Here is a 26,462-nt window from a genome sequence, read left to right on the forward strand (position 1 = left end):
CCCTGAGCAGCTAGGCTACTCAGGGCTTTCTTACTTATTCTAAAACGTCTTGCTTGTTAGCTAGAAGCTAGTCAGCTGGCAATTAAGCTTTAGCTGGACGTGCTGCACGCTTACGTTCGTTTTCAGTAAGAAGCTTCTTACGGATACGAATGCTTACTGGCGTTACTTCTACTAGTTCGTCTTCGTCAATGAACTCAAGAGCTTGCTCTAGAGTGTGGCGGATAGGTGGCGAAAGAACCTGTGCTTCATCAGTACCAGATGCACGAACGTTCGTTAGCTGCTTACCTTTCAGACAGTTAACTGTTAGGTCGTTTGAACGATTATGAATACCGATGATTTGACCTTCGTATACTTCATCCGCGTGCTCAGCAAATAGACGACCACGTTCTTGTAGGTTGAATAGTGCGTAAGTCAGAGCTTTACCAGTTGCGTTCGAGATTAGAACACCGTTGTTACGTTGACCAATTACGCCGCCTTTGTGAGGACCGTAGTGATCAAATGAGTGGTAAAGAAGACCAGAACCAGACGTTAGAGTTAGGAACTCAGTTTGGAAACCGATAAGACCACGAGAAGGCATCATGAAGTCCATGCGAACACGGCCTTTGCCATCTGGAGACATATCAGTTAGCTCACCTTTACGTAGGCCGATGTTTTCCATGATGCCACCTTGGTGCTCTTCAAGCACGTCGATAGTCACAGTTTCAAACGGTTCAGTTAGGTTGCCATCTTCGTCTTTCTTGATGATAACTTCTGGACGAGATACAGCTAGCTCGAAGCCTTCACGACGCATGTTTTCGATCAGGATCGATAGGTGAAGTTCACCACGACCTGAAACACGGAAACGATCTGGGTTATCAGTTTCTTCAACACGTAGTGCAACGTTGTGTACTAGTTCTTTCTCTAGACGCTCAAGGATGTTACGTGAAGTAACGAACTTACCTTCTTTACCCGCGAACGGAGAAGTGTTTACTTGGAACGTCATTGTTACTGTTGGTTCGTCAACAGAAAGCGGAGTCATTGCATCAACGTTGTTTACGTCACAGATAGTGTCTGAAATTTTCAGCTCACCAAGACCTGTGATTGCAATGATGTCGCCAGCGTTAGCTTGCTCAACTTCGTGACGGTCAAGACCTAGGTAACCAAGAACTGTGCCTACTTTACCGTTACGTTTTTTGCCTTCTGCATTTACGATAGTTACTTGTTGGTTTGGTTTAACAGAACCACGAGTAACACGAGCAACACCGATAACACCTACGTAAGAGCTGTAATCAAGTTGCGAAATTTGCATTTGTAGTGGACCGTCAAGGTCAACTGCAGGCGCGTCTACTGTATCAACAACAGCTTGGAACAATGGTTCCATGTTCTCGCCAGTTTCGCCTTCAGTCATTGTTGCCCAACCGTTTAGAGCTGAAGCGTAAACAACTGTGAAGTCTAGTTGCTCATCAGTAGCACCTAGGTTGTCGAAAAGGTCGAATACTTGATCCATAACCCAATCAGGACGAGCGCCTGGACGGTCAATCTTGTTGATTACAACGATTGGCTTAAGACCGTGTGCGAATGCTTTTTGCGTTACGAAACGAGTTTGAGGCATTGGGCCATCAACTGCGTCAACGATAAGCAGAACAGAGTCAACCATAGACATGATACGTTCAACTTCACCACCGAAGTCCGCGTGTCCCGGGGTATCTACGATGTTGATGCGGTAATCATTCCAGTTGATTGCTGTGTTCTTAGCAAGAATGGTAATGCCACGCTCTTTTTCGATGTCATTCGAATCCATGACACGCTCTTCAGCTTCACCACGAGACTCAAGAGTGCCTGACTGTTGTAGCAGTTTATCAACCAAAGTCGTTTTACCGTGGTCAACGTGCGCGATGATCGCGATATTTCTTAACTTATCAATCTGTGGAGTAGACATGGATTCTCGATTCACTCATAAAAGTAGCCGTCACTTATCTCAAAAGTTTGGATAATAACCGCTAGCTTGATTTAAAAAACGGTCAATAATATACCAGATTCTAGACAAAAACCCAGAAATATGTGATCTGAACCAAGGCTTTTTTCTTTATTGTCGATTCATATCCGCTTAACTTTGATTCAGTACAGTGTTGAGCAGCCAAATTCGTAGGACTCTAAAAAGTATCACCTGCGAGTGGCGAGCCAAATCTCCCGCAAATTAACAAAAGTGGATTGACAACTTAGGCAATTCATTGCTGAATGGTGCTCGCTTATGTCTCATATTGGTGCACAGACAAACGATTGCACCAACAAGGTGCAGCTAAAGATCATTTTGGTGCAAAAAGCAGATTGAGCAAAACTTAAAAACAGTTAAATAATTGAAATTAATGGAATAATTTTTTTGGCACGTTTTTGGCTATAGATAAATCAGCATCGATTAATGCACTTATAGACATTAATCAATGCTAGTTTCAACCGAATCGAGCTAATACCGAATTAATAACACTGGAGGTTATCCAAGATGTCAGTAGAAAATGTACTATCCCTGATCCAAGAGAACGAAGTTAAATTTATCGACTTACGTTTTACTGATACAAAAGGTAAAGAGCAGCATATCTCTATTCCTTCTCACCAAGTTGATGCAGACTTCTTCGAAGAAGGCAAAATGTTTGACGGCTCTTCAGTAGCTGGTTGGAAAGGCATTAACGAATCTGACATGGTAATGATGCCAGACGCAGCGTCTGCTGTACTGGACCCATTCACAGAAGACGCAACGCTAAACATCCGTTGTGACATTCTTGAGCCTGCAACAATGCAAGGCTACGACCGTGACCCACGCTCTATCGCTAAACGTTCTGAAGAGTACCTACGTTCTACAGGTATCGCAGACACAGTTCTAGTTGGTCCAGAGCCAGAATTCTTCCTATTTGATGACGTTAAGTTCTCAAACGATATGTCTGGTTCTTTCTTCAAGATCGACGACGTAGAAGCAGCTTGGAACACAGGTACTGACTTCGAAGGCGGTAACAAAGGTCACCGTCCTAGCGTTAAAGGCGGTTACTTCCCAGTAGCTCCTGTAGATTCATCTCAAGACATTCGTTCAGCAATGTGTCTAGTAATGGAAGAGATGGGCCTAGTAGTTGAAGCTCACCACCACGAAGTAGCAACTGCGGGTCAAAACGAAATCGCAACTCGCTTCAACACGCTAACAGCGAAAGCTGATGAAACTCAAATCTACAAGTACGTTGTTCACAACGTTGCTCACGCGTTTGGTAAAACAGCGACATTCATGCCTAAGCCACTCGTTGGTGATAACGGTTCTGGTATGCACGTTCACCAATCTCTAGCAAAAGACGGCGTTAACCTGTTTGCTGGTGATAAGTACGGCGGCCTATCTGAAATGGCGCTTTACTACATCGGTGGTGTAATCAAGCACGCTCGCGCAATCAACGCGTTTGCTAACCCATCTACTAACTCGTACAAGCGTCTTGTACCTGGTTTCGAAGCACCTGTAATGCTTGCTTACTCAGCACGTAACCGTTCTGCTTCTATCCGTATCCCAGTAGTACCAAGCCCTAAAGCACGTCGTATCGAGCTACGTTTTGGTGACCCAGCAGCTAACCCATACCTATGCTACTCAGCAATGCTTATGGCTGGCCTTGACGGCATCAAGAACAAGATTCACCCAGGCGAAGCTATGGATAAAGATCTATACGACCTTCCTGCAGAAGAAGCAGCTGAAATCCCAACAGTTGCAGAATCTCTACAAGAAGCTCTAGCAGCGCTTAGCGAAGACCGTGAGTTCCTAACAGCTGGCGGCGTATTCTCTGACGACTTCATCGATTCTTACATCGCTCTGAAATCTGACGACGTACAACGCGTGAACATGGCTACACACCCACTTGAGTTTGAACTGTACTACTCAGTTTAATCTTCGGTAGAAATAAGCCATTTCTTACTGCAACCTTGTAAGAATCGCTGATTAAATATTAGGCTCGCCTCGCAGGCGGGCCTTTTTTGTATTCTCTCTATGCTCCCCTCCTCGTACCATATTCGATACCAATCGTAGTAAATAAAAGCCCTCAGAGGCTGTCGCGCTAAATACAATAAAATCAATACTAAAACCAACGCCAAACGTGAAATCACCTAGCGGTGAAAAAGAGGCTAAAGATATGAAAAATATATTGTTCCTTCTTGGGTTAACAGTCGCACTCTCATGCACTGCTCAAACCGTATATACCTGGGTAGATGAAGATGGCGTACTCCATTTTAGTGATACACCAACAGGCGAAGGTGCCAAATCACTTCAGCTTCCAGATGTCCAAGCTTCAGCACCCGCGCCTAAGTTTGAGAGCTCTCAACTCGTTGACGAAAAAGCCGCCTCTGCCCTTCCAAACCAAGAGCAACCCAAAACACAACAGACTGAGCGAGAAGTCCCAGCGCCATTAGCTCTTACTATGCTCACTCCCACTCACGATCAAACGATTCATAGCAACCGTGGCTTAATCCCAATTCAAATCGAGCTCAACCGTAAACTGGGTATTGGTGAGCAGCTGCAACTGATGCTCGACGGGCGACGTTATGGCGCACCACAAAACCAACCTACTTGGCAGTTAAAAGATATCGATCGCGGCACTCACACCATTGCAATTCAAGCACATAGAAGCGGCAAGCTTATTGCATCTACTAGTCCAGTCACCGTGTATTTACATCGAGCGACGATCAAGTAGGCCAATAGGTTAAAAGAGACTGAATAACATCGACTGTTTACCTGTTCTCAGCAGCTTTTCGCGACTTTTATGAATTATCTTTAGCTTCTGATTGATATGCGCCATACTTGAACTTAGCTACGCACCAATTTGGTGCAGTGAGAAAACCACCAGTTCAAGGACGAAACAGTGAATCGATCAGCCAAAAGCGACAGCATAGATACACACCACCTTTCCAACGCCATTCTCGATAATATGGTGACATCGACATTGATGCTCGATGAACATTTATACGTGCGATACGCCAACCCGGCGGCTGAACAGCTCTTTTCACAAAGTGCGAGACGCATTGTTGATCACCCACTGAGTCAACTTATTCAACACGCTTCGCTCGACTTAGCACTGCTTACTCAACCTCTACAAAGCGGCCAGAGCATTACCGACAGTGACGTGACCTTTGTTGTCGATAACCGCCCGCTAATGCTTGAAGTGACGGTGAGTCCGATCACCTGGCAGCGTGAGACCCTGCTGTTAGTAGAGATGCGCAAGATCGACCAACAAAGGCGCCTAAGCCAAGAGTTAAACCAGCATGCACAACAACAAGCAGCGAAACTGTTAGTGCGTGGCTTGGCGCATGAAATAAAGAACCCTTTGGGTGGCTTAAGAGGGGCAGCGCAATTACTTGGAAAGATGCTTCCAGAACAATCGCTGAATGAATACACCCAGATCATCATTGAGCAAGCCGACCGCTTACGAGCCTTGGTCGACCGCCTGCTTGGCCCACAAAAGCCGGGAACCAAGTCAGAAGAAAACCTCCACCAGATACTCGAAAAAGTCAGACAGCTGGTCGAGCTCGAATCTGGCTCAACATTAGCTATCGAACGAGACTACGATCCAAGCCTTCCACCAATTGTGATGGACTCAGCGCAGGTTGAACAAGCAATGCTCAATATCGTGAGCAATGCAGCACAGATTTTAAAGGAACAGGATTCAGGTAAGATCACCATTCGCACCAGAACGGTGCATCAAGCCAACATTCATGGCCAGCGACACAAACTAGCAGCACGTATTGAGATAAGCGATAACGGCCCGGGTATCCCCGATAAATTAAAAGACACCCTGTTCTACCCCATGGTCAGTGGACGTGAGGGCGGCACCGGATTGGGGCTATCAATATCTCAAAACCTAATCGATCAACACAACGGAAAAATCGATGTCGAGAGCTGGCCGGGGAACACCACATTTACGATTTACTTACCCATTTAAACGGAGCAACACCTCTCGATGAGAAACTTCGCTTCAGGCAAGAAACAAATACAGAACAATAAAAACAATGATAATCACAATAGTTTTGGCTGCAAAGGAATTAAATTATGAGTAAGGGATACGTTTGGGTCGTCGATGACGATAGCTCTATCCGCTGGGTAGTAGAAAAAACACTTTCATCTGCGGATATAAAGTGTGAAACATTTGCTGATGCTGAGAGCGTATTGCTTGCGCTTGAGCGCGAGACTCCTGACGTATTAGTGTCTGATATTCGTATGCCTGGCATTGACGGAATTGAGCTATTGCATCAGGTTCACCAACGCTCTCCTGATCTACCAGTGATCATTATGACCGCGCACTCAGACCTTGATGCGGCGGTGAATGCTTATCAAAAAGGCGCCTTTGAATATTTGCCTAAGCCATTTGATATCGATGAGACACTGACTCTAGTAGAGCGAGCAATCGCACATAGCCAAGAGCAAAAACGTGAACAAGCTAGCGAAGTAGCCGAGGAGACCAATGCACCGGAAATCATTGGTGAAGCACCTGCGATGCAAGAGGTTTTCCGAGCCATTGGCCGTTTATCTCGCTCATCGATATCCGTGCTGATCAATGGTGAATCGGGTACGGGTAAAGAGCTGGTTGCCCACGCGCTGCATCGTCATAGCCCAAGAGCCAAGAAACCCTTCATTGCCTTGAACATGGCAGCTATCCCCAAAGATCTGATCGAGTCTGAACTGTTTGGCCACGAGAAAGGTGCCTTTACCGGAGCCAACAGCGTTCGCCAAGGACGTTTCGAACAAGCCAACGGCGGCACACTATTTCTTGATGAGATCGGCGACATGCCACTCGATATTCAGACTCGCTTGCTACGTGTACTTTCTGATGGCCAATTTTATCGTGTGGGTGGACACTCTGCGGTGAAGGTCGACGTACGTATCGTTGCCGCAACCCACCAAGATCTTGAACGACTGGTGCATGAAGGCGACTTCCGTGAAGACCTTTTTCACCGACTCAACGTTATCCGAATCCACATTCCAGCGCTGCGCGAACGCAAACAAGACATTGACAAACTGACTCACCATTTCCTAGCATCCGCCGCCGAAGAGCTCGGCGTTGAAGTAAAAACACTGCATCCAGAGACCATTTTAAAACTCAACCAGCTCAACTGGCCAGGTAATGTGCGTCAGCTAGAGAACATTTGTCGTTGGCTCACCGTGATGGCGAGCGGCAGCGAAATTCTCCCTTCAGACCTACCACCAGAGCTATCGGAAGAAAAAGTGGTGACAACCTCAGGAACTGGAGATAACTGGCAACAACTGCTCGCCAATTGGGCAAAGTGTGCGCTTGATTCAGGAGAAAAAGAACTGCTGACTTATGCACTGCCAGAGTTTGAACGTATACTGCTTGAGGCTGCACTCAACCATACTAATGGTCACAAGCAAGATGCAGCCAAGGTTTTAGGTTGGGGAAGAAATACCCTAACTCGCAAGCTTAAAGAGCTGTACTGACCTAATATGACTCTCGATGCTACTACTTTTTAGCCCAAAAAGTGTCGCTTGGTTTGAATAGTGTCGGTACAATTACAGTGCGCTATTCACCAACGTTGTAGCTAAAGATGTCTTTGAAAACACAAATTACCTTGAGAACCGCAGTGGTGCTGCCATTCGTGATGATTTTTCTATTCACTATGGGCGTAATGGTTTTTACTCAAAAGCAAAACTACAAAAAGATGGTGAGTGAAGTTAGTACACGCCAGTTAGCATCACTGACTGACCACGTTCATCAAAGCCTGTCCAATTTTTTAGAAAAGCCATTTGATGCGAACCTCTCGCTCAGCCATAACATTGGTTACAGCCACCTTTATCAAGCGGGAAACCTTAGCAAGGTCCAAGACTACATTCTTTATACATTCTCAGAGCATTTCACTGCTGTACCTCAACTGGATGTGATCGGCTTTGGTTCTGAAGATGGTAACTATGTTGGTGTTCGTAAAGAAGCCAACAATAGCTATACCTTAATGGTGCAGGACGAGCGTACCAATGATCAGTTGGTCATTTACCGGGGCAACAAGATTAGTGAAGACATTCGATCGGTAATTTCAGGTTACGACCCAAGAGTCCGCCCATGGTACGCCCCCGTTGCGACACAGAAAACAGCAGTATGGTCAACAATTTATGCCAATGCTGACGAACGCCAAGACATCACCTTATCTGCTCTTGCACCTATCTATGACAATGGCCAGTTCAAAGCAGTCATCGTCAGCGACATCAAGATCAATACCTTCAACGCATTTCTCAGAAAACTCAAAGATAGAACAGATGCCACTGTTTACATCATCGATAAACAGAAACGCTTGGTCGCGCACTCAGGCGGAGGCAGTGTCGTTTCATGGGGAACAGGAAAAACCAACAAAGGCCAACGCTTACTGGCAACAGAGAGTGCTAACCCCGTCATACGTGAAAGCGCCAGTTACGTAGACCAATTCCACCTCATCGATAACTTGGGCGAGCAGCGCTTTAGCTTCCGCCTAGACGACGAAAGATACTTCAACCAAATCACCCCATACGAAGATGAACACGGCCTCACTTGGTTTATTGGGGTGTCGATCCCTGAAAGTAACCTGCTCGGTAAATTGCCAGAAAACCAAAGAAATAGTTGGTTGCTCGGACTAGCACTGAGTTGCATTGGGGTCATTACAGGATTAATTGCCTTTAATCGCGTAACCCAACCCATAACCTCGACAGCAGGTGCAGCAAAACGTCTTGCCAAGGGCGATTGGGACACGAGTATGCCAAAGACGGGTCATATCTATGAAACGAGTATGTTGGTGGAGTCATTCAATGAAATGGCCAACAACTTAAAGGCCTCATTTCAAGCATTACAATCTCAGCTTACCTATGATTCACTCACCAAACTGTATAGTCGTGAAGGCTTTATTGACGCTGCTAAGAAAAAACCAGAAAACGAAGAAGGCACGCTTTTCTTGGTGGGTATTGACCGCTTCCGCGACATCAATGACAGCCTAGGTCATTACAATGGTGACCAACTGCTTATCATTGTTGCCGCTCGTTTAAGAGGTACACTGCCATCCGAATACCTACTGGCTCGTACTGGTGGTGATGAGTTTGCCATCTACGCGCCAAACGTTACGCGAAGCGATAATGTTCAGCTACTGACTAATCGCTTACTTCAAACCTTCGTTTCCCCATTTTCAATGGAATCGGAAAGCGTGGTGATTAAGGTATCGATGGGAATAGTGAGTGTCTCGAGTCTCCACGACATTACACTACTGCTCCGCAGTAGCAGTATTGCTCTGAGCAACGCGAAACAAGACAAAACCAGTGTTAGCATTTACAGCCCGGAGATGGGCAAAGCATCGAGACATCGTACCAAGATGCTAGCGCGGATGAACCGAGCAATTAAGCTTCAACAGTTCGAACCGTTTTATCAGCCTATTATTGATCTGGAGTCCGGCTTAACCATAGGGGCGGAAGCTTTAGCGCGCTGGATAACCGATGAAGGGGTGATCTCGCCACTCGAATTTATTCCTCTCGCCGAGGAGAGTGGGCTCATTTACGATATCGGAAAACAAATTCTGCATAAGTCTTGCCGAGATACGGCTATCGCGATTGAGTCAGGCAAGTGGAGTGAAGACTTCTCCATTCACGTTAATCTCTCGGTTGACCAACTCAGTCAGAGTGGGTTTATTGATTTAGTGAAAAAGACCCTGAGTGACACTAAGCTACCAGCAAAGAACCTCACCTTGGAGATCACAGAGTCACGAATCGTTGATAACGACCCGACTGTTATCGACAACATGCTGACACTCAAAACCTTAGGTATCTCGATTGCAATTGATGATTTTGGTACCGGGTATTCGTCGCTGGCCTACCTACAAAAACTGCCATTCGACTGCCTTAAGATCGACCGCAGCTTTGTCAGCAAGCTTGATAAAGAGAGCCTAGACAGCTCGATTGTTGCCGCTATCGTCAATATCACCAAAGGCTTCAAGGTTAGCTTAGTCGCCGAAGGGGTTGAGACTCAACAGCAAGCTGACTTGCTAAAACAGCTGCAATGTCCGCAGGCACAAGGCTTCCTATACAGCCGCCCTGTACCGTTTGAGCAATGGCCGACCGACCTTGCTAACGCCAAACAGGGCCGCAAAGAGATTACTGCCTAAACAAGCGAAAGTTTGAGTGAGCCGAATACAAAAATGCCAGCATGATGCTGGCATTTTTTATGTATTTATTCTCGAGCGAGTGATTAGATAACGCGAGAGAACTGCTGTTGGCGAGCCTTAGCACGCAAGTATTTATCGAAACACATACAGATGTTACGAATCAACAGACGACCACGAAGCGTTACGCGGATTTCTTTGTCGTCTACTTCAACCAAGTCATCGTTAATGAAGGTTTGCAGAAGCTCTAAGTCTTCTTTGAAGTAACGATTAAAATCAACAGCGAACTCAGATTCGATCATCGTCTTATCGAGTTTGAAGTTACAAATAAGCAGCTTAATCACTTCACGACGCAGTAAGTCATCGTTATCTAGTGCAACACCTTTCCAAAGCGCATGACGAAGGTCATTCACTTGAGCGTAATATTTCTTGAGCTCTTTTTGGTTTTGCGCGTAAGAGTCACCCACCATAGAGATAGCCGACACGCCAAAGCCTACTAGGTCACACTCGCCCTGAGTCGTGTAGCCTTGGAAATTACGGTGCAGCACACCTTCACGCTGTGCCACTGCTAGCTCATCTTCAGGAAGTGCGAAGTGGTCCATACCGATAAACTGGTAACCAGCACCCGTTAGAGTCTCAATAGTATCTTGCAAGATAGCCATCTTCTCTTCAGCTTTTGGCAGGTCTTCATCTTTAATCTTACGCTGCGCCGCAAACAGTTGTGGCATGTGAGCGTAGTTAAATACCGATAGACGACCAGGTTTCATCTCAAGTACTTGCTTCAGCGTTTCAGCGAACAACGCTTGAGTCTGCTTAGGCAAGCCGTAAATCAAATCTAGGTTCGTTGAACGGAAGCCAAGCTCTTTAGCACGCTGAACCATAGCTACAATGAACTCTTCATCTTGCTCACGGTTAACCAGCTTTTGCACTTCTTTATTGAAATCTTGAACACCGATACTCAGGCGGTTGAAACCTTCGTTACGTAGGTGATCCAGTACGTCGAGTTCAATCTCACGAGGGTCAACCTCGATACTGATCTCAGCGTCAGCAGTGAAGTGAAACTCATCACGTAGAATCATCATTAGACGCGTGATTTGTGTCTTGCTTAGGAAAGTTGGCGTACCACCACCGAAATGCAATTGAGTCACTTCACGGCCATTCAATAAAGAAGCTCGTTGGCGGATTTCATGTTCAATCACATCTAGGTACTCGTCCGCTTTGTGCGCGTGACGAGTAATCACCTTGTTACAACCACAGTAGTAACAAAGCTTATGGCAGAACGGGATATGTACGTAAAGCGACAGTGGACGCTCTGGGTATTGCGTACACGCCATGTCGTAATCAGAGACGGTAAACGCTTCATGGAACTCCAACGCAGTTGGGTATGAAGTGTAACGAGGTCCCGAATAGTTGTACTTGTTTAAGATTTCTTGGTCCCAAACGATTTGCTGATTCGTTGTTACTGGCTTGCTCGACATAGCGGTACTTCCAATTTAGATCCGCGAGAACCTAGGCTCTCTCAAATCAATTTACATACATTAAAATATAGACGGATTATTTTGCCACACGACCTGTAAGGTCGTTTCAAGACAAAATCAATTTTTCAGATAAAAACTCAGAACTGCTAGCTTGATCACTAACAAAGCGTCGGAATTAACGAGACGCAAAAGGCAAGAAGGCTTATTTAACACTATCTATAAAGATAAGGCGCCTTAAGAACACCGTGTATTAAACAAGCCTCTATTTTAAGTCTTAGCGACTAGATCATCTGAATATTGATTTGGTTGTTGAGAGGCTTAACCTTCTCCTGCAACCTTTTCAAATCTTCGATAACTGCATCGTTCAAGCGAGTCTCAGCCTTATGGCGAGTGAGATTCTGCTGCATGCGTTCTTTCTTAGTCAGCTCCTGTCTTTCGTCTCCGCGGGCCATATCTTTCACGATATGGTACAGCTCAGAAAGAGCAGGATATTCTGAATCAAAATCGACACGCTCATCACCCTGAACATTATCCATAATGATACACACTCGGATACTGATCTCAGGTAAGTCACACTGGCCTTGAATGCCCGCTAAACACAAAGTATTTACGTTTTCGTAAATCGTCGCGTTACGTTTTTCAATGGCTAATGCTTGATGCTGCTTTTGCAACTCCGTCTGCTTCTTCACTTGAAGTAGAAGGTAACCTGCGTAAGAGCCCAAGCCGAGAATGATAATTCCACCAGCAATTGCTAATAAGGTTACGTTCATTGGCTATTAACCTTTAAAGCTGTCTAAGTCGATATCTTCGAATTGAGATAGCAAGTCTTCATCAGAGTTTGCTTTCTTGTTCGATACTACCGGCGTTTCTTCGAAGAACTCTTCTTCATCGTCTTCTGGCTCTAGTAGACCTAAGCGGCCCATTAGGTGTTCGATACGATCAAGTTTCTCATCAACAAACTTCTGTAGACCCGCACCTAGGTTTTCACCATTTTCGATACGATCTAGCAATGTGTTCAGTTGAGCATCATTCTCAAGCATCTCTAACTCTTGTTCGTTAGATAGCTTGCGCTCTTGTTTAGTCGGCTTCTTCGCTGGTTCAACGATCAGCGGGATTTTTTTCTTGCTGCCTAAACGTGGATCACGAGCTTGTGCAGCTTTACGCTGTTTCGCGTCGCTACCATCTGAATGGCGGCTGCCAGACTTAAGGCCTTTACGCTTTTTAATACGCTTACGTTCACGACCTTCAACATCAGATTCGCTACGGTTACGAGTAACCATAGGTTCCGGAGCGCCAAGTGCTCCCGGTTTTCTTGATTTCTTACTACGACCCATTACTGCACTTTCCTCAGTAAAATTACATCATTTCCAAAAAATTCTAGTTCGAGCTTATCCCGCTCTGCCAAAAACTGGAATGTTTGACGACTAAAGAAGACGACATGTGTCGGATCATTCTTGTAGTGCCAACCAGCAAACGCGTCTACGTCTATTACTAGTTTAGTCATCAGACCAATCCAGCCCTTGGGTTTAACTAAATTCAACCATTGCTGCCACACTTTGTCTGGGTGATAAAGATGCTCTATCACCTCCGTGGCAGTCATAAAGTCATACGTTTTTTCCAACACAGAGGCATCTGGGTGGTAATAGATATCGTACAACTCCATGGTGTGTCCGGCTTCTTCTAACATAATAGATAGCGTAGGGCCTGGGCCACAACCAAAATCCAACCCTTGTGAGTTAGATGAAATTTTGTCTGTTAGTGGATCCGCGATGCGAGATAAAAAGCGGCGATAGCCTGCATCACTAGGATCGTTCTCATGGAGATCATAGTGTGCTTTTTCTTCTTTTGCTTCTAACCTTTGTTCAGGTTTAACAAATACCAGTTCACATTGCTGACACTGCAGATAGGCTCTGCGTTTGTCTTCAAAATAGTGATTCACGCCTTGGTGATGGCATAAGGGACAAGTATACATAGCACATCCTTAAACAGGGATGCGAAACATACCAGAAACTGCGTTTATAGTGGAGAGGTATTGGGTGTTTTTTCATCAAATCAATAAAAAAAGCGATAGGAAAACCTATCGCTCTCTAAATCTGCCTATATCGGCCAAAATTTGCATACTCAACTTGGTACACAAATCTCCATTTGTTATTGGTGCTTTCCATGCCAAATTTGTTTGTTGTTCATCGTCCTGATGAGTTTTGGCTATCCTTTTCTAACACCTTGTTGCTGGGCTGTCCTAGCCTGATCCGTTTCTGTCTATACCGTTAGACGAGATGATCATCCGTATCTAAGTCAGCTCCTAGCTGATGGCGCTTACTTTACCCTGTTACAAAAAGACTACAATAGTGCGACTTCACACTTTCGTACACTAATTGATCACACATTGATAAATCAGACACAAAAAGATAAATCATCATAAATATCTATTGATATGACCTAGAAAAAGAAAACGCCCCAATCATTTCTGATCGGGGCGCCTTCTTCTATCTCGCTCGAACGTACATTTCTTCACTCTGGCTAAGAGCGAGAAACCGACAAATTAGTGTAGACCACCAACGTACTTCGATAAGGTATCAATTTCTGCGTCTGTTAACTTTTTAGCTACATCACGCATCATCGCATTCATGTCGTTATTACGGCTACCATCGCGGAATTTTTCAAGTTGAGCCTTGATGTATTCTGCGTGTTGGCCTGATATTTTAGGGAAACCAGAAAGTTCGGTACCATTACCACGAGGGCCGTGACAAGCAATACAAGCTGTTAGGCCGCGTTCTGCGTTACCCGCTGTGTAAAGAACCTTACCTTCATCTACTACATTTTCAGGAGTAGAGTTACTAGAGATAGGTAGAGATGCGTAGTATGCCGCTAGGTCAGCCATATCTTCTTCAGATAAAGGCATCGCCATTGCACCCATTACAGGTTCATAACGACCTTGCTTACCACCACTTGTCATACCTAGCTTAAGCTCTTTTAATTGCTTTTCTAGATACTTCTCATGTTGACCAGCCAGCTTAGGGTACTGAGTGATCAGACTGTTGCCGTCAGCACCGTGGCAGGCAACACATGTTTGTGATTTGGCTTTACCAGCTTCAATACTACCTTGAGCCCATACTGAGCAGCTGGCTAAAAGACTCAAAATTAGCGCTAATTTCTTCATGACATTCCATTATAATTATCAAGCTTCCAGTACCACTCTATGTTGCCACTCATGGTACAATAGGCGACCTTATGCCGAGCACGGTTATTTTACACAAATTCACAAAAAAGTAATCAATCGACTACACAAAGTCGAGATGGAGTTAACAGTGAGCGTAAAAATTCATTATCAAAACACGCATTTCATTACCAGTGCACCTGATATTCGTCATTTACCAGAAGACGAAGGGATCGAAATTGCGTTTGCAGGACGCTCCAATGCTGGTAAATCTAGCGCGCTAAATCGCGTTACCAACCAAAAAAGCTTGGCGAAAACCAGTAAAACACCAGGTCGAACTCAGCTAATCAACCTATTTAAGGTAACGGACGGTTGTCATATCGTCGATTTACCTGGATATGGCTTTGCTCAAGTACCGCTTGAGATGAAGAAAAAATGGCAGAAGTCGCTAGGTGAATACCTACAACGACGTGAAAGCCTGAAAGGTTTAGTGGTATTGATGGATATCCGTCACCCAATGAAAGACCTTGACCAACAAATGATCTACTGGGCTATTGATAGCCGTATCCCAGTCCAGGTTTTGTTAACAAAAGCAGACAAACTGAAAAGTGGTGCGCGTAAAGCACAGCTACTGAAAATCCGTAACGATGCGAAATCTTTCGGTGGTGATGTTGCGGTTGATGTCTTCTCTTCAACGAAGGGAATTGGCGTTGACAAACTACGCGCCAAGATGGATGAGTGGTTCGCACCAGCGCTTGCTGATCAAATCATTGATGAGTTAGCGAACGAAGAGCACAACGACTCAGAGTAGCCCCTCTACTTATCGCCATAGGTTAGACGGCTTACAACAAGTGCTTTAACCTTATCAATGCCCCTCTATTATATGTGGGGTATTTTTTTCTGTAAATTCGTGAGTTAAAACGACCAACAATATCTCTTCGATGGCGCAATCCATCCAAATTACTGCCGAAGCCCTGTAATACAGCACCGAGAAACAACAGCAAATCACGAATCACCTTGAGCCCCCACCAACTCAACACACTGATAAATTATGCATAATCCATCAACCCTTTATCGATAACTTGTAGAATAAAAGTTATTTCAAGAAGTGAAGTAACAAACTTAGAGACGGATTTAAATTACCAAAAGCTGATCGAATTCCAGTCTAAGGTAAATCAGGGGGGTTATCACTGTGGTTGAGGAAGCGTAATAAAAGGCACTAAAAATGAGAGGTTTTACGGAGGAGCGGTAGGTTGGAAATGTTTTTCTTTCGCACAAGAAAAAACGCCCCAGTCAAATACTGACTGGGGCGGCTGAATCAGCCTAATCCAATAACGTGAAACAAAAGGTCTGAAAGATAGAACATCTTACCTCTGTACCCTACGAGATTTAATGTACAACAATTGCTCAGAAATGAAAACCATTTTTGTAGTTTTTTTTCATGAACGTTTTATTAAAACACTTAAGCCCTTTGCGTGATTGAACTTTATTTGAGATAAAAAAAAGCCAGTGTTTGTGCACTGGCTCATACTAATTTGCTCCATAAGGTCAAAAACTGATTAGTGGGCTTGATCCCAGTTGTCACCGTGACCAGCTTCCGCAACAAGCGGTACATCTAGGTCAGCAGCAGATTCCATCAATTCTTGTACTTTACTTTCAATTTCGGCTAAAGATGACTCTTCCACTTCAAATACCAATTCATCGTGTACTTGCATCAATAGCTTAACTCGCCCATCACCTTCCGCCTGAATCCATTCATCCACCAACAGCATCGCTTTCTTAATGATGTCTGCCGCTGTACCTTGCATTGGCGCGTTGATCGCTGCACGCTCAGCTGCCTTACGACGCATGCCATTACGAGATTGGATTTCAGGTAGGTGCAGACGACGACCATAAATGGTTTCAACGAAGCCCTGCTCTGAAGCTGCGCTGCGTGTGTCTTCCATGTACTGCATCACACCAGGATAGCGCTCGAAGTAAGTATCCATATAGTGCTGTGCTTCACCACGAGGAATACCAAGCTGCTTAGCCAAACCAAAAGCACTCATGCCGTAGATAAGACCGAAGTTAACCGCTTTAGCACGACGACGTTGCTCAGAAGTCACATCCTCAATATTAACGCCAATGATCTCAGCTGCCGTTGCTGCGTGGATATCTTTTCCTTGTTGGAACGCCTCTAGAAGCGCTTTATCACCCGATAGGTGCGCCATGATACGTAATTCAATTTGAGAGTAATCGACCGCTAGAATCTTCCAACCATGCTGTGCAACGAATGCTTGGCGGATACGACGGCCTTCTTCATTACGAATTGGGATGTTCTGTAGGTTTGGATCGGTCGAAGACAAACGACCTGTCGCCGTTACCGCTTGATGATACGAGGTATGAACACGACCCGTTTCTGCATTGATCATCTTCGGTAGTTTGTCAGTGTAAGTCGACTTCAGCTTCGCAAGACCACGATACTCAATGATCAACTTAGGTAGCGGATAATCTAGCGCCAGTTCCTGTAGTACCTCTTCATTAGTTGAAGGCGAACCAGATGGCGTTTTCTTGATAACAGGCAAACCCATTTTCTCGAACAGAATCGCTTGCAGCTGTTTCGGCGAGTTCATGTTGAACTCTTGCTCTGCAAGCTCATAAGCTTTTTGCTCTAACTCATCAAGACGAACCGAAATCTCTTGTGACTGTGCACCTAGCAACATGTCATCAACGAATACACCGGTACGTTCAATGCGAGACATGACTGGAATCAGCGGTACTTCGATCTCTTCATAGATCGCTTTTAGCTTTTCGTCTTGTTCGATGTTTTCCATTAGACGGTTATGCAGACGCAGTGTTACGTCAGCATCTTCAGCAGCGTATGGAGAGGCTTCACCAAGCTCAATCTGGTTGAACGTCAGTTGTTTCTTACCTTTACCCGCAATCTGCTCGAATGAGATGCAGCTATGTTGTAGGAAACGCAACGCCAAGCTGTCCATATCATGCTTACCGCCAACGCTATTGAAAACGTAAGACGCTAGCATGGTGTCATGCTTGATGCCTTTCATCTCAATACCGTAGCGCGCTAAAACGCTCATATCGTACTTGAGGTTTTGACCCACTTTAGCTTGTGCATCATCTTCAAGAATCGACTTCAGCTGTTCTAGTACCCAATCGCGATTCAGCTGTTGTGGTGCGTCTAAGTAGTCATGAGCAACCGGTACGTAAGCCGCAACACCTTCTTCTGTTGCGAACGATAGGCCAACCAGGTTAGCCACCATGTAATCTAGGCTGTCTGTCTCAGTGTCAAAAGCAAACAGCTCTGCCGCTTTCAGCTTCTCTAGCCAAGCGTTGAAACTCTCTTCATCAAGAATGGTTTCGTACTTGCTACGATCAATCGTCACTGCTGAAGTGTTCATTTCAACCGTTGAGGTTGCCGATGCACCACTACTACGTACAGCGCCCGATTTCTCATCAGCTTCAACGACGCCAGTACCGCCCTCAAGAAGCTCATTCAGCCAAGATTTGAAGACCAGTTGACCATATAGCTTAATCAGCTCATCGGTATTTGGTTGTGTTTTTACTAATGACTCAGGCGTCTCTTCAAGCTCGACGTCCAGTTTGATCGTAGCAAGCTCGTAAGACATCTCAGCGTTGTCTTTATTATCAATCAACTTCTTAGCCATGGTTTTTGAACCACGGAAGCCAAGAGCGGCAATATCATCCAGGTTTTGATACAGCTTTTCGATGCTACCAATGCCTTGCAACAAAGCAGTCGCTGTTTTGTCACCGACACCTGGAACGCCAGGAATGTTATCCACTTTATCGCCCATCAGCGCAAGGTAGTCGATGATAAGCTCAGGTGGGATACCAAACTTCTCAATCACGCCTTCACGATCCATCACCACGTTGGTCATGGTGTTGATCAAAGTAACGTTGTCATCAACCAGCTGTGCCATATCTTTATCGCCCGTGCTGATCAAAACCGGCATGCCCGCTTTAGATGCTTGAGAAGCCAGCGTACCGATCACGTCATCCGCTTCAACGCCTGGGATCGAGATAAGGGGTAGACCCATTGCGCGAATCACGTTGTGCAAAGGTTCGATCTGACAACGCAGATCATCCGGCATAGGTGGACGATTAGCCTTGTACTCTGGGTACATGTCATCACGGAACGTCTTTCCTTTCGCATCAAAAATTACCGCAATACGATCAGAAGCAAATTGACGCATCATGCTGCGCAGCATGTTAACTACACCGTAAACAGCGTTAGTTGGGATATCACCATTGCTCATTGTGCCAGGGTAAGCATGGAACGCGCGATATAGGTAAGAAGAGCCATCGATCAGAATCAATGGATTATCAGGAATACGAGCCATAATGTTTGTGTATCCAGTAAGTACAGAAATTATCTGTTAAGAATGCCACGTCTGTTGGTTGGATTCCACGTTGTCGATCTGTATCCGTTCACTCGGTTGTGTTCGTTATAATCGATTTGTTGTTATTTTTTGTTCTTAGACGCAAGCGTTCTGTGGATAACTCTGTTTATATTATTTACCCACCCTGTTAAGAACTAAGGTGAACAACTCAAAAAACACCAATAAACAACTGAAAATAAAGAATAATTTTACAGATCGAACAGATGATCAACGATCTTTTCTCGATCTTGCGTTGTGGAAAAGAATGCTGATGGCGTTTTATTAATAAAAATACGTGCCACTAAATATGCATCTTGTTGAAATGATAGGTATAAAAAAAGCGACACCCGAAGATGTCGCCTAGCAAAAACCGGTAAAGCCATTCAAATTGAATACCACAGCTTTACCTAAAAGCTATAAATTACACTGGAAGCAATGTGAGCAATGTCGTGTCAAAAAGAACTTAGTACAAGTTCGCGAGAATTCTGTTGGGTAACCAAGTTGATACTCGATTACTTAACATCCTTGTGAACATTTCCTCATTCCCTAAGACGAAGTTAATAATAATGATTATCATTTAATAGTCAACAATTAAATGATAATAAATCTCATTTAATTCATATACCGTTAACGACTGTGCTCAAATTTGCTTCAAAAAATGGATCCTATGGTCATTAATGTCTTCTTTTTCCTCAAGTTTTTCGATTAGGTAACCATTTCTTAATAACAGACGCAACATTGCGGGGAACTGGTTGCGGGATTTAACCTTTAACTGCCTGTAGCCCTGCTCTTGTACCCACTGTTCTTGAGCATCTAATTGCGTCTGTGCAACGCCTTTGTTCCTCGCGAGCGGAGATACACCACCAAACCAACTGTAAAAAGTGTTCGGTTCCAATTCATAGCCAATCTTAAAACCCAATAGCACACCCGCTTCTTCCGCGACTAAAATCAAACTCTTCTTGCCTGATAAACGTTGTGCAAGGGAGGCCACATTCTCTTTTTGAGCAAACTCGTTAATCTGCTCAACAACCGAAGCCACTTCTTCCAGCGAGCCTTCACGTACGATGACTGACATACTTTCCACCCTCATAAACGAAAGGGTTGGCACGACGGCCAACCCTTTAAATAATCTTTTAGCTTAACCTAAAGTCGTTACTTTTCTCTTAGATGCTCAGCGGCCTTTGCATTGTCTTCAGCTAGCCACTCAGCTACATCTTTAGCAAAGTAAGTTAGGATGCCATCCGCGCCAGCACGCTTAAAGCAAAGTAGTGACTCCATTACTGTATCGCGCTCTTTCAGCCAGCCGTTTTGAATCGCCGCTTTGTGCATCGCGTATTCACCAGACACTTGGTATGCATACGTCGGAGCTTGCAGCTCATGCTTCACACGGCGCACGATATCTAGGTAAGGCATGCCTGGTTTCACCATCACCATGTCCGCACCTTCGTTAAGATCCATAGCGACTTCGTGAATGGCTTCATCACTGTTTGCAGGGTCCATCTGGTAGTTCTTCTTGTTACCACCTTTCAGGTTAGATGCACTGCCGACAGCATCGCGGAATGGGCCGTAGTAGCACGACGCGTATTTCGCTGAGTACGCCATGATTTGAGTGTGAATGTGCCCCGCTTCTTCTAGCGCTTCACGAATCTTACCGATACGGCCATCCATCATATCCGATGGAGCAACCACGTCAGCACCCGCTTCAGCGTGAGACAGTGCCTGTTTGATCAGCACTTCTGTTGTCTCATCATTCATCACGTAACCATCTTCATCGATGATGCCATCTTGGCCATGAGTGGTGAACGGGTCTAGCGCGACATCTGTAATAACGCCAATGTTCGGCACATGTTCTTTTAGTGAGCGTACAGCACGCTGAACCAAGCCTTCAGAATTATGGGCTTCAGCTGCGCATAAACTTTTAGCATCTTGGTTCACGACTGGGAATAGAGCAATCGCAGGAACACCCAATTTAGAAAGGTAATCCGCTTCCTCAAGCATAAGGTCGATCGACAGGCGTTCAACACCCGGCATAGACTCTACAGGCTCGCGGCGGTCTTTACCCATTAGGATAAACATTGGGTAGATTAGATCATCCACAGACAATTGATTTTCTGCCATTAGGCGACGGCTAAAGTCGTGCTTACGCATACGGCGCATACGGCGACCTGGGAATTGACCTTGAATTGAAACAGACACTAGATTCTCCTTGCCTAGTCTAAGTACCGAAATACTTAGATATGAAAAGTGCTAAATACAGGCAAAAGCATATCACTGATGGCTCAGGACGCTAGCAGTAAAATATAAAACCCACTCAAAAACAGGGAGAAATGGCAAAAAATGACCTTCTCCTCACACTGCCGTATACTCATGACAACTCAGTAAAGACCGCATTCAGGACAAAACAATGATCGACACCCATGCTCATATTTACGCTAGCGAATTCGATGAAGATCGCGAACAAGTAGTGCAGCGCGCACTGGCTCAAGGTATTGATACAATTCTACTACCAAACATCGACTTAGAATCTATCGAGCCAATGCTAGCAACGGAAGCTCAATTTCCGGAAGTATGTCGTTCAATGATGGGCTTACACCCTTGTTATGTTGATGGAAATATTGAAGAAACACTAAAGACTATTCGCGCTTGGTTTGATAAACGCGACTTTATCGCGGTGGGGGAAATTGGTATCGATCTCTACTGGGATAAAACCTTTAAAGCCGAACAAGAGATGGCCTTCATTACCCAACTGCAATGGGCAAAGGAACTCGACCTGCCGGTGGTAATCCACACTCGAGATTCAATAGAAGAGACCCTGACTCTGCTAAAACAAGAGCAAGACGGCAGCTTACGTGGTGTATTTCACTGCTTTGGCAGCAGCCTAGAAGAAGCTCAAGCGATCAACGCACTCGGCTTCCACCTTGGTTTAGGGGGTGTTTCGACCTTTAAGAATTCAGGTATGGATAAGGTCATTCCACACCTAGATATGGACTACGTTATCTTAGAAACGGACTGCCCATACTTGGCACCAACACCGAATCGCGGTAAACGCAATGAGCCAGCCTATACAGAATTGGTGGCAAAACGAATCGCCGAATTGCGCGGAATTACCCTTGAAGAAGTCGAAAATATAACCAATATTAATGCTAAATCATTGTTTAATTTATGATAAATCTATTAATAAGCAATTATTACGGATTTACCCTGAATTTATTTGAGAAAGCTAATTGACATGTATATTATCAACCGCTCGCATATGGAGATAGTTGATTATGTGTGACCATTCACAACACTTGCAACGTCAACATCGAACTCGATGGCATAAAATCTTGGGCATTAAAGAGCTCTATGTATGTCAAAACTGTGGCTATCAGTTGAAGATTCGATAATCAGACATAATAAAAAAGCGGCCTAGGGCCGCTTTTTTATTATGAGATTTTTACTGCAGAGATCTGACTTACGATTCAGCTTCTTCCTCTTCATCGCCGTCTGGCTTGCGCACATAGAAGCGAGCGAAGAACAGACCGATCTCAAACAGGATACACATTGGAATCGCCAACAGTGTTTGAGAAATCATATCTGGCGGTGTCAGCATCATACCGATAATAAAAGCACCCACGACAATGTAAGGGCGCTTCTCAGCTAGCGCTTTAGGTGTCGTTGCACCCGTCCAACACAATAAGATAATCGCCACTGGCACTTCAAAGGCAATGCCAAAAGCAAAGAACAGTGCAAGTACAAAATCGAGATAACTCGATATGTCCGTCGCAAACTCTACCTGCCCTAACGAGATAGCCGTAAAAAAGCTGAATACCAATGGGAATACCACGAAGTAAGCGAACGCCACACCACAGTAAAACAGCAGAGAACTTGAAGCCAAAAGTGGCATTATCAAGCGCTTCTCATGCTTGTACAAACCCGGAGCCACAAAAGCCCACACCTGATACAAAATAAACGGTACCGCAACAAACACAGCGGAAATTAACGTTAGCTTTAAAGGTGTGAAAAATGGCGATGCAACATCGGTTGCGATCATCGTCGCCCCTTCAGGTAGACGATCTACCAAAGGTGCGGATACGAATTCATAAATATCATTAGCAAAATAAATTAGCCCGATAAACACTACTAGAACGGCGAGAATCGATCGTAGTAGTCGATTACGGAGTTCTAGAAGATGGCTAATTAAAGGCTGTGTCTGCTCAGTCGAAGACATGTCAAACCTCTTAAACAGGAAGATCGAAAAGGAGCCGCACGTGTTTCTATCTTACATAGCTATTTGCTTAAACATCTAGCTACTAAGTATCTGGCGACTCCTCCTTGCGAGACTATTCGGCTTTTTTATCTGACGGTGCTGAAGCTTCACTGTTTACCTGAATGGTTTCAGATTCCACAGTTTCCGTGACACTAGGTGCAGTCTCACTCGGCTTATCAGACTCAGGCTTAGCGTTAGCGTATGGACGTTGAACTTCAGCAGCGGCCTGCTTAAGTTCATCGACTGACGCTTTAAGGTCTGGAGATAAATCTTCCATACCCATTTTTTCCGCCTTACGCAGGTTTTCTTGCAGCTCTTGCACCTTAAGCTCATGAGAAAGTTCATCTTTCACACTGTTTGCCATGCTTTTCGCTTGTCCAACAAACTTGGAAATACTGCGAATTGCCACAGGTAAACGCTCAGGCCCTAAAACCACCAAACCAACGACAGATATTAATACCAGTTCCCAAAAACCGATATCAAACACGATTTACGCCTGCTCTTTGTCTTTCTTTGTTTCAGCAGTTGTTTCAGCGTGAGCTTCTGTCTTCTGCTGTTCAATATTCTTTGGTTCGAAGTCTGCATCTTTCTTATCTGCAGGCTTGTCTTCATCGCTCATTGCTTTTTTGAAGCCTTTAACCGCTGAACCTAAGTCACCGCCCATACCGCGCAGTTTCTTTGTTCCGAATAGCAAAATTACAATTACAGCAATGATTAGAAGTTGCCAAATACTGATACCACCCATTGTCATTGTCCTCGGGTCTGTCTACACAAAAAATATAAAGAGAGTCTACTGTCTAACGACGGTAAGCTCGCCAACTAAGCAGCCAAAATGTGACACCTGCGATGCCACAGCCCATAGATAGCTGCTCATAAGGGCTTGAAACTAATATTGCGGAGCATACGACTAAAGTGGCTCCAACACCAAACAAAAACTTTCCAGTCGCTTGTTGGCGTTTAGTATTTCGGTAGCCTTGATAAAGCTGATCCATTCTCTGGTTCATCGCTTTACCCTGACGAAGGCTGTCATAAAGTAACTCTGGCAGCTCTGGTAATTTCTCTGCCCAGTATGGCGCACGCTCTTTTACTGCGTTGATCACAGCTTGCGGCCCCACCTGATTCATCATCCAAGTTTCAAGGAAAGGCTTCGCCGTTGCCCACAAATCAAGTTGCGGATACAGTTGGCGGCCTAGGCCTTCCACATACAACAAGGTCTTCTGTAGAAGCACCAACTGAGGTTGAACCTCCATGTTGAAACGTCTTGCTGTATTAAATAAGTTTAGCAACACATGGCCAAATGAGATCTCGCCAAGTGGCTTGGCAAAAATCGGCTCACACACCATGCGGATCGCAAACTCGAAGTCATTAACGTTGGTATCATGCGGTACCCAGCCCGAATCAACGTGCAATTCTGCAACTTTACGATAATCTCGGTTGAAGAAAGCCAGAAGGTTTTCAGCTAAATAACGTTTATCTTCGCTGCTTAACGTGCCGACAATGCCACAATCGAGACCAATCCATTGAGGATTATCTGGGTTATCTGGGTTAACGAATACGTTGCCCGGGTGCATGTCTGCATGGAAAAAACTGTCTCGGAATACCTGGGTGAAGAATACCGTCACACCACGTTCCGACAGCAATTTCATATTGGTACCGTTGGCTTTCAAAGTCTCGACATCCGAAACCTGAATACCGTAGATACGCTCTGATACCATCAAGGTTTCGCTGCTTAAATCAGGAATCACCTCAGGAACGTATAACTCTTCACTGCCTTCAAAATTACGACGCAATTGAATGGCATTTGCAGCCTCTCGGCGTAGGTCCAATTCATCAAGTAAGGTTTTTTCGTACTCGTGAACCACCTCAACCGGTCTTAAACGACGTGCTTCAGGAAGCGACTTAGCGACTATACTCGCCATTCGATGCATCAGTTTTAGATCTGCATCAATCACCGGGCGAATATCTGGTCGAATTACCTTCAGAACCACCTCTCGGCCGTTCTCTTTTAACTTCGCGGTATGCACCTGAGCGATAGACGCAGAAGCAAGCGGTTCAATATCGAAGTCGGTAAACCAGTTATCTAAACTGCCACCCAAAGCCTTCTCCATATCTTGCTTAGCCAGTTCACCATCAAATGGCGCCACTTGGTCTTGCAAAAGTGCCAACTGATCGGCGATATGAGGAGGGAACAGATCACGACGTGTCGACATCATCTGTCCAAACTTAATCCACACAGGCCCTAGCTCTTGCAAAGCCAGGCGTAGACGATGCCCTAATTCTTTATCTTTGTGCTTGTTCTTAATCCAAAACAGTGACTTTCTCGCCAACAAAGGCGCTTTGGTCAGTTGGTGTTCTGGCATCAATTCATCAAGGCCATATTCCAACTGTACCTTGATAATATGATAAAGACGTTTCAGTTCTGTTGGGGTCATGCTTTCTCCAACAGAGCGTTCAACTTAGATTCAAGGCGTGCAGCTGAGCTTTTTACGTCATCAACCTGATCGCAAAAGTGTGCCACCTCTAATGGCGCAGGAGCAATTTTCCACTCCTCAGTCAGAACCTGAGCGAAGTGGTTTTGATGTTTCGTCGCCTGCTTTGCCACGAGGCCACCAACGTTCTTAACACCTTGTACCAAGGTATGAGCCACCACATCACCTGTCACGCGAGACAACCACTCTTCCAAATCAGGTTTGCAGTCTGTCATCAGCTGAGAAAACTTCTGTGCCAACTGAATATCACCTTCCAAAATCAGCTTATCTTGCTTGATAAGCTTAGTAATATTCGATTGTTCACGCAGTTCTGGCAATACAGATAGATTCAAAGATAAGTAGCAATCAGGTTGCCCTTCGTATTCTGACAATACATCAATTTGCTGGCTAAAAACGAACGTAAGTGTTTTATTCAACTCTTTCAAATTGACTTGAATGATCTGCCCTTTTAAACGAGACAAACGACGAACCAGTGCTGGATCGTCGTTTACTAGCGTATTCAAAGAGGTTTCAATAACCGCGGTTACCAATGGATCAAATGGCATGACTGTCCTTACCTTTGAAAACGGATAAGCCTTA

At 44.9% G+C, this 26,462-nt stretch carries 21 protein-coding genes and 1 pseudogene; 8 read left to right on the forward strand and 14 right to left on the reverse strand.

The window, feature by feature from the left end; translation table 11 throughout:
- Nucleotides 1-82: 82 nt before the first annotated feature.
- Complete coding sequence (gene typA / locus L1D11_RS12765; RefSeq protein WP_239831753.1) at nt 83-1,918, reverse strand: translational GTPase TypA; 1,836 nt, start codon at nt 1,916-1,918, stop codon at nt 83-85.
- Between the two features lie 561 nt (nt 1,919-2,479).
- Here typA and glnA point away from each other — a divergent pair.
- The 5 genes from glnA (at nt 2,480) to L1D11_RS12790 (ending at nt 10,116) form a co-directional block, all read left to right on the forward strand.
- Entirely contained in the window at nt 2,480-3,889 is a 1,410-nt protein-coding gene (gene glnA / locus L1D11_RS12770) for a glutamate--ammonia ligase (RefSeq protein ID WP_239831754.1), read from the forward strand.
- Nucleotides 3,890-4,130: 241 nt separating this feature from the next.
- A complete protein-coding gene (locus L1D11_RS12775; protein WP_239831755.1) occupies nt 4,131-4,688 on the forward strand; it encodes a DUF4124 domain-containing protein in 558 nt (185 codons plus the stop codon).
- A gap of 168 nt (nt 4,689-4,856) precedes the next feature.
- Nucleotides 4,857-5,933, forward strand: coding sequence for a nitrogen regulation protein NR(II) (glnL, locus tag L1D11_RS12780; protein WP_239831756.1), 1,077 nt, complete (start codon nt 4,857-4,859; stop codon nt 5,931-5,933).
- Nucleotides 5,934-6,040: 107 nt separating this feature from the next.
- Nucleotides 6,041-7,444, forward strand: coding sequence for a nitrogen regulation protein NR(I) (gene glnG, locus L1D11_RS12785; protein ID WP_239831757.1), 1,404 nt, complete (start codon nt 6,041-6,043; stop codon nt 7,442-7,444).
- A gap of 107 nt (nt 7,445-7,551) precedes the next feature.
- On the forward strand, nt 7,552-10,116 hold the full coding sequence (locus L1D11_RS12790) for an EAL domain-containing protein (protein ID WP_239831758.1): 2,565 nt from the start codon (nt 7,552-7,554) through the stop codon (nt 10,114-10,116).
- Nucleotides 10,117-10,199: 83 nt separating this feature from the next.
- On the opposite strand, the gene hemN is transcribed toward L1D11_RS12790, so the two are convergent.
- The 5 genes from hemN to L1D11_RS12815 form a co-directional block, all read right to left on the reverse strand.
- The gene (gene hemN, locus L1D11_RS12795; protein ID WP_239831759.1) at nt 10,200-11,591 is read right to left on the reverse strand and encodes an oxygen-independent coproporphyrinogen III oxidase; all 1,392 of its coding nucleotides are present in this window, start codon (nt 11,589-11,591) and stop codon (nt 10,200-10,202) included.
- A gap of 281 nt (nt 11,592-11,872) precedes the next feature.
- Nucleotides 11,873-12,361, reverse strand: a complete 489-nt coding sequence (locus L1D11_RS12800; RefSeq protein WP_060983240.1) for a DUF2489 domain-containing protein — start codon at nt 12,359-12,361, stop codon at nt 11,873-11,875.
- Between the two features lie 6 nt (nt 12,362-12,367).
- Nucleotides 12,368-12,925 carry a Der GTPase-activating protein YihI gene (gene yihI / locus L1D11_RS12805; RefSeq protein WP_239831760.1) on the reverse strand — a complete coding sequence of 186 codons (558 nt, stop codon included), beginning with the start codon at nt 12,923-12,925 and terminating at the stop codon, nt 12,368-12,370.
- Nucleotides 12,925-13,563, reverse strand: a complete 639-nt coding sequence (locus L1D11_RS12810) for a class I SAM-dependent methyltransferase (protein WP_076651429.1) — start codon at nt 13,561-13,563, stop codon at nt 12,925-12,927. The genes yihI and L1D11_RS12810 overlap by 1 nt, the downstream gene beginning before the upstream one ends.
- Nucleotides 13,564-14,133: 570 nt before the next feature.
- A complete protein-coding gene (locus L1D11_RS12815) occupies nt 14,134-14,751 on the reverse strand; it encodes a c-type cytochrome (RefSeq protein WP_239831761.1) in 618 nt (205 codons plus the stop codon).
- A gap of 148 nt (nt 14,752-14,899) precedes the next feature.
- Here L1D11_RS12815 and yihA point away from each other — a divergent pair, with 148 nt between their 5' ends.
- Together yihA and L1D11_RS22755 are read left to right on the forward strand one after the other, a co-directional pair.
- Nucleotides 14,900-15,559, forward strand: coding sequence for a ribosome biogenesis GTP-binding protein YihA/YsxC (gene yihA, locus L1D11_RS12820; RefSeq protein WP_239831762.1), 660 nt, complete (start codon nt 14,900-14,902; stop codon nt 15,557-15,559).
- Nucleotides 15,560-15,656: 97 nt separating this feature from the next.
- A pseudogene (locus L1D11_RS22755) lies at nt 15,657-15,836 on the forward strand (hypothetical protein); the annotation flags it as partial.
- Nucleotides 15,837-16,307: 471 nt separating this feature from the next.
- Here L1D11_RS22755 and polA read toward each other — a convergent pair.
- The 3 genes from polA to hemB form a co-directional block, all read right to left on the reverse strand.
- Nucleotides 16,308-19,106, reverse strand: a complete 2,799-nt coding sequence (gene polA / locus L1D11_RS12825) for a DNA polymerase I (RefSeq protein WP_239831763.1) — start codon at nt 19,104-19,106, stop codon at nt 16,308-16,310.
- Nucleotides 19,107-19,785: 679 nt separating this feature from the next.
- Nucleotides 19,786-20,220 carry a GNAT family N-acetyltransferase gene (locus L1D11_RS12830; RefSeq protein ID WP_239832419.1) on the reverse strand — a complete coding sequence of 145 codons (435 nt, stop codon included), beginning with the start codon at nt 20,218-20,220 and terminating at the stop codon, nt 19,786-19,788.
- A 77-nt stretch (nt 20,221-20,297) separates the two neighbouring features.
- Nucleotides 20,298-21,341, reverse strand: a complete 1,044-nt coding sequence (gene hemB, locus L1D11_RS12835; RefSeq protein WP_004741486.1) for a porphobilinogen synthase — start codon at nt 21,339-21,341, stop codon at nt 20,298-20,300.
- 208 nt (nt 21,342-21,549) lie between these two features.
- On the opposite strand from hemB, the gene L1D11_RS12840 reads away from it, so the two are divergent.
- A complete protein-coding gene (locus L1D11_RS12840; protein WP_239832420.1) occupies nt 21,550-22,311 on the forward strand; it encodes a TatD family hydrolase in 762 nt (253 codons plus the stop codon).
- A 288-nt stretch (nt 22,312-22,599) separates the two neighbouring features.
- On the opposite strand, the gene tatC is transcribed toward L1D11_RS12840, so the two are convergent.
- From tatC to L1D11_RS12865, 5 genes are all read right to left on the reverse strand, one after another.
- Nucleotides 22,600-23,355, reverse strand: coding sequence for a twin-arginine translocase subunit TatC (tatC, locus tag L1D11_RS12845; protein ID WP_239832421.1), 756 nt, complete (start codon nt 23,353-23,355; stop codon nt 22,600-22,602).
- A 112-nt stretch (nt 23,356-23,467) separates the two neighbouring features.
- Nucleotides 23,468-23,881 carry a Sec-independent protein translocase protein TatB gene (tatB, locus tag L1D11_RS12850; RefSeq protein ID WP_239832422.1) on the reverse strand — a complete coding sequence of 138 codons (414 nt, stop codon included), beginning with the start codon at nt 23,879-23,881 and terminating at the stop codon, nt 23,468-23,470.
- 3 nt (nt 23,882-23,884) lie between these two features.
- Entirely contained in the window at nt 23,885-24,139 is a 255-nt protein-coding gene (tatA, locus tag L1D11_RS12855) for a Sec-independent protein translocase subunit TatA (RefSeq protein ID WP_017060154.1), read from the reverse strand.
- A 52-nt stretch (nt 24,140-24,191) separates the two neighbouring features.
- The gene (gene ubiB / locus L1D11_RS12860; protein ID WP_239832423.1) at nt 24,192-25,826 is read right to left on the reverse strand and encodes a ubiquinone biosynthesis regulatory protein kinase UbiB; all 1,635 of its coding nucleotides are present in this window, start codon (nt 25,824-25,826) and stop codon (nt 24,192-24,194) included.
- A complete protein-coding gene (locus L1D11_RS12865) occupies nt 25,823-26,428 on the reverse strand; it encodes an SCP2 domain-containing protein (protein ID WP_239832424.1) in 606 nt (201 codons plus the stop codon). Before L1D11_RS12865 ends, ubiB begins: the two co-directional genes overlap by 4 nt.
- Nucleotides 26,429-26,462: the final 34 nt, after the last annotated feature.

This window comes from Vibrio sp. Isolate32 (assembly GCF_022397955.1).
Taxonomy (GTDB): domain Bacteria; phylum Pseudomonadota; class Gammaproteobacteria; order Enterobacterales; family Vibrionaceae; genus Vibrio.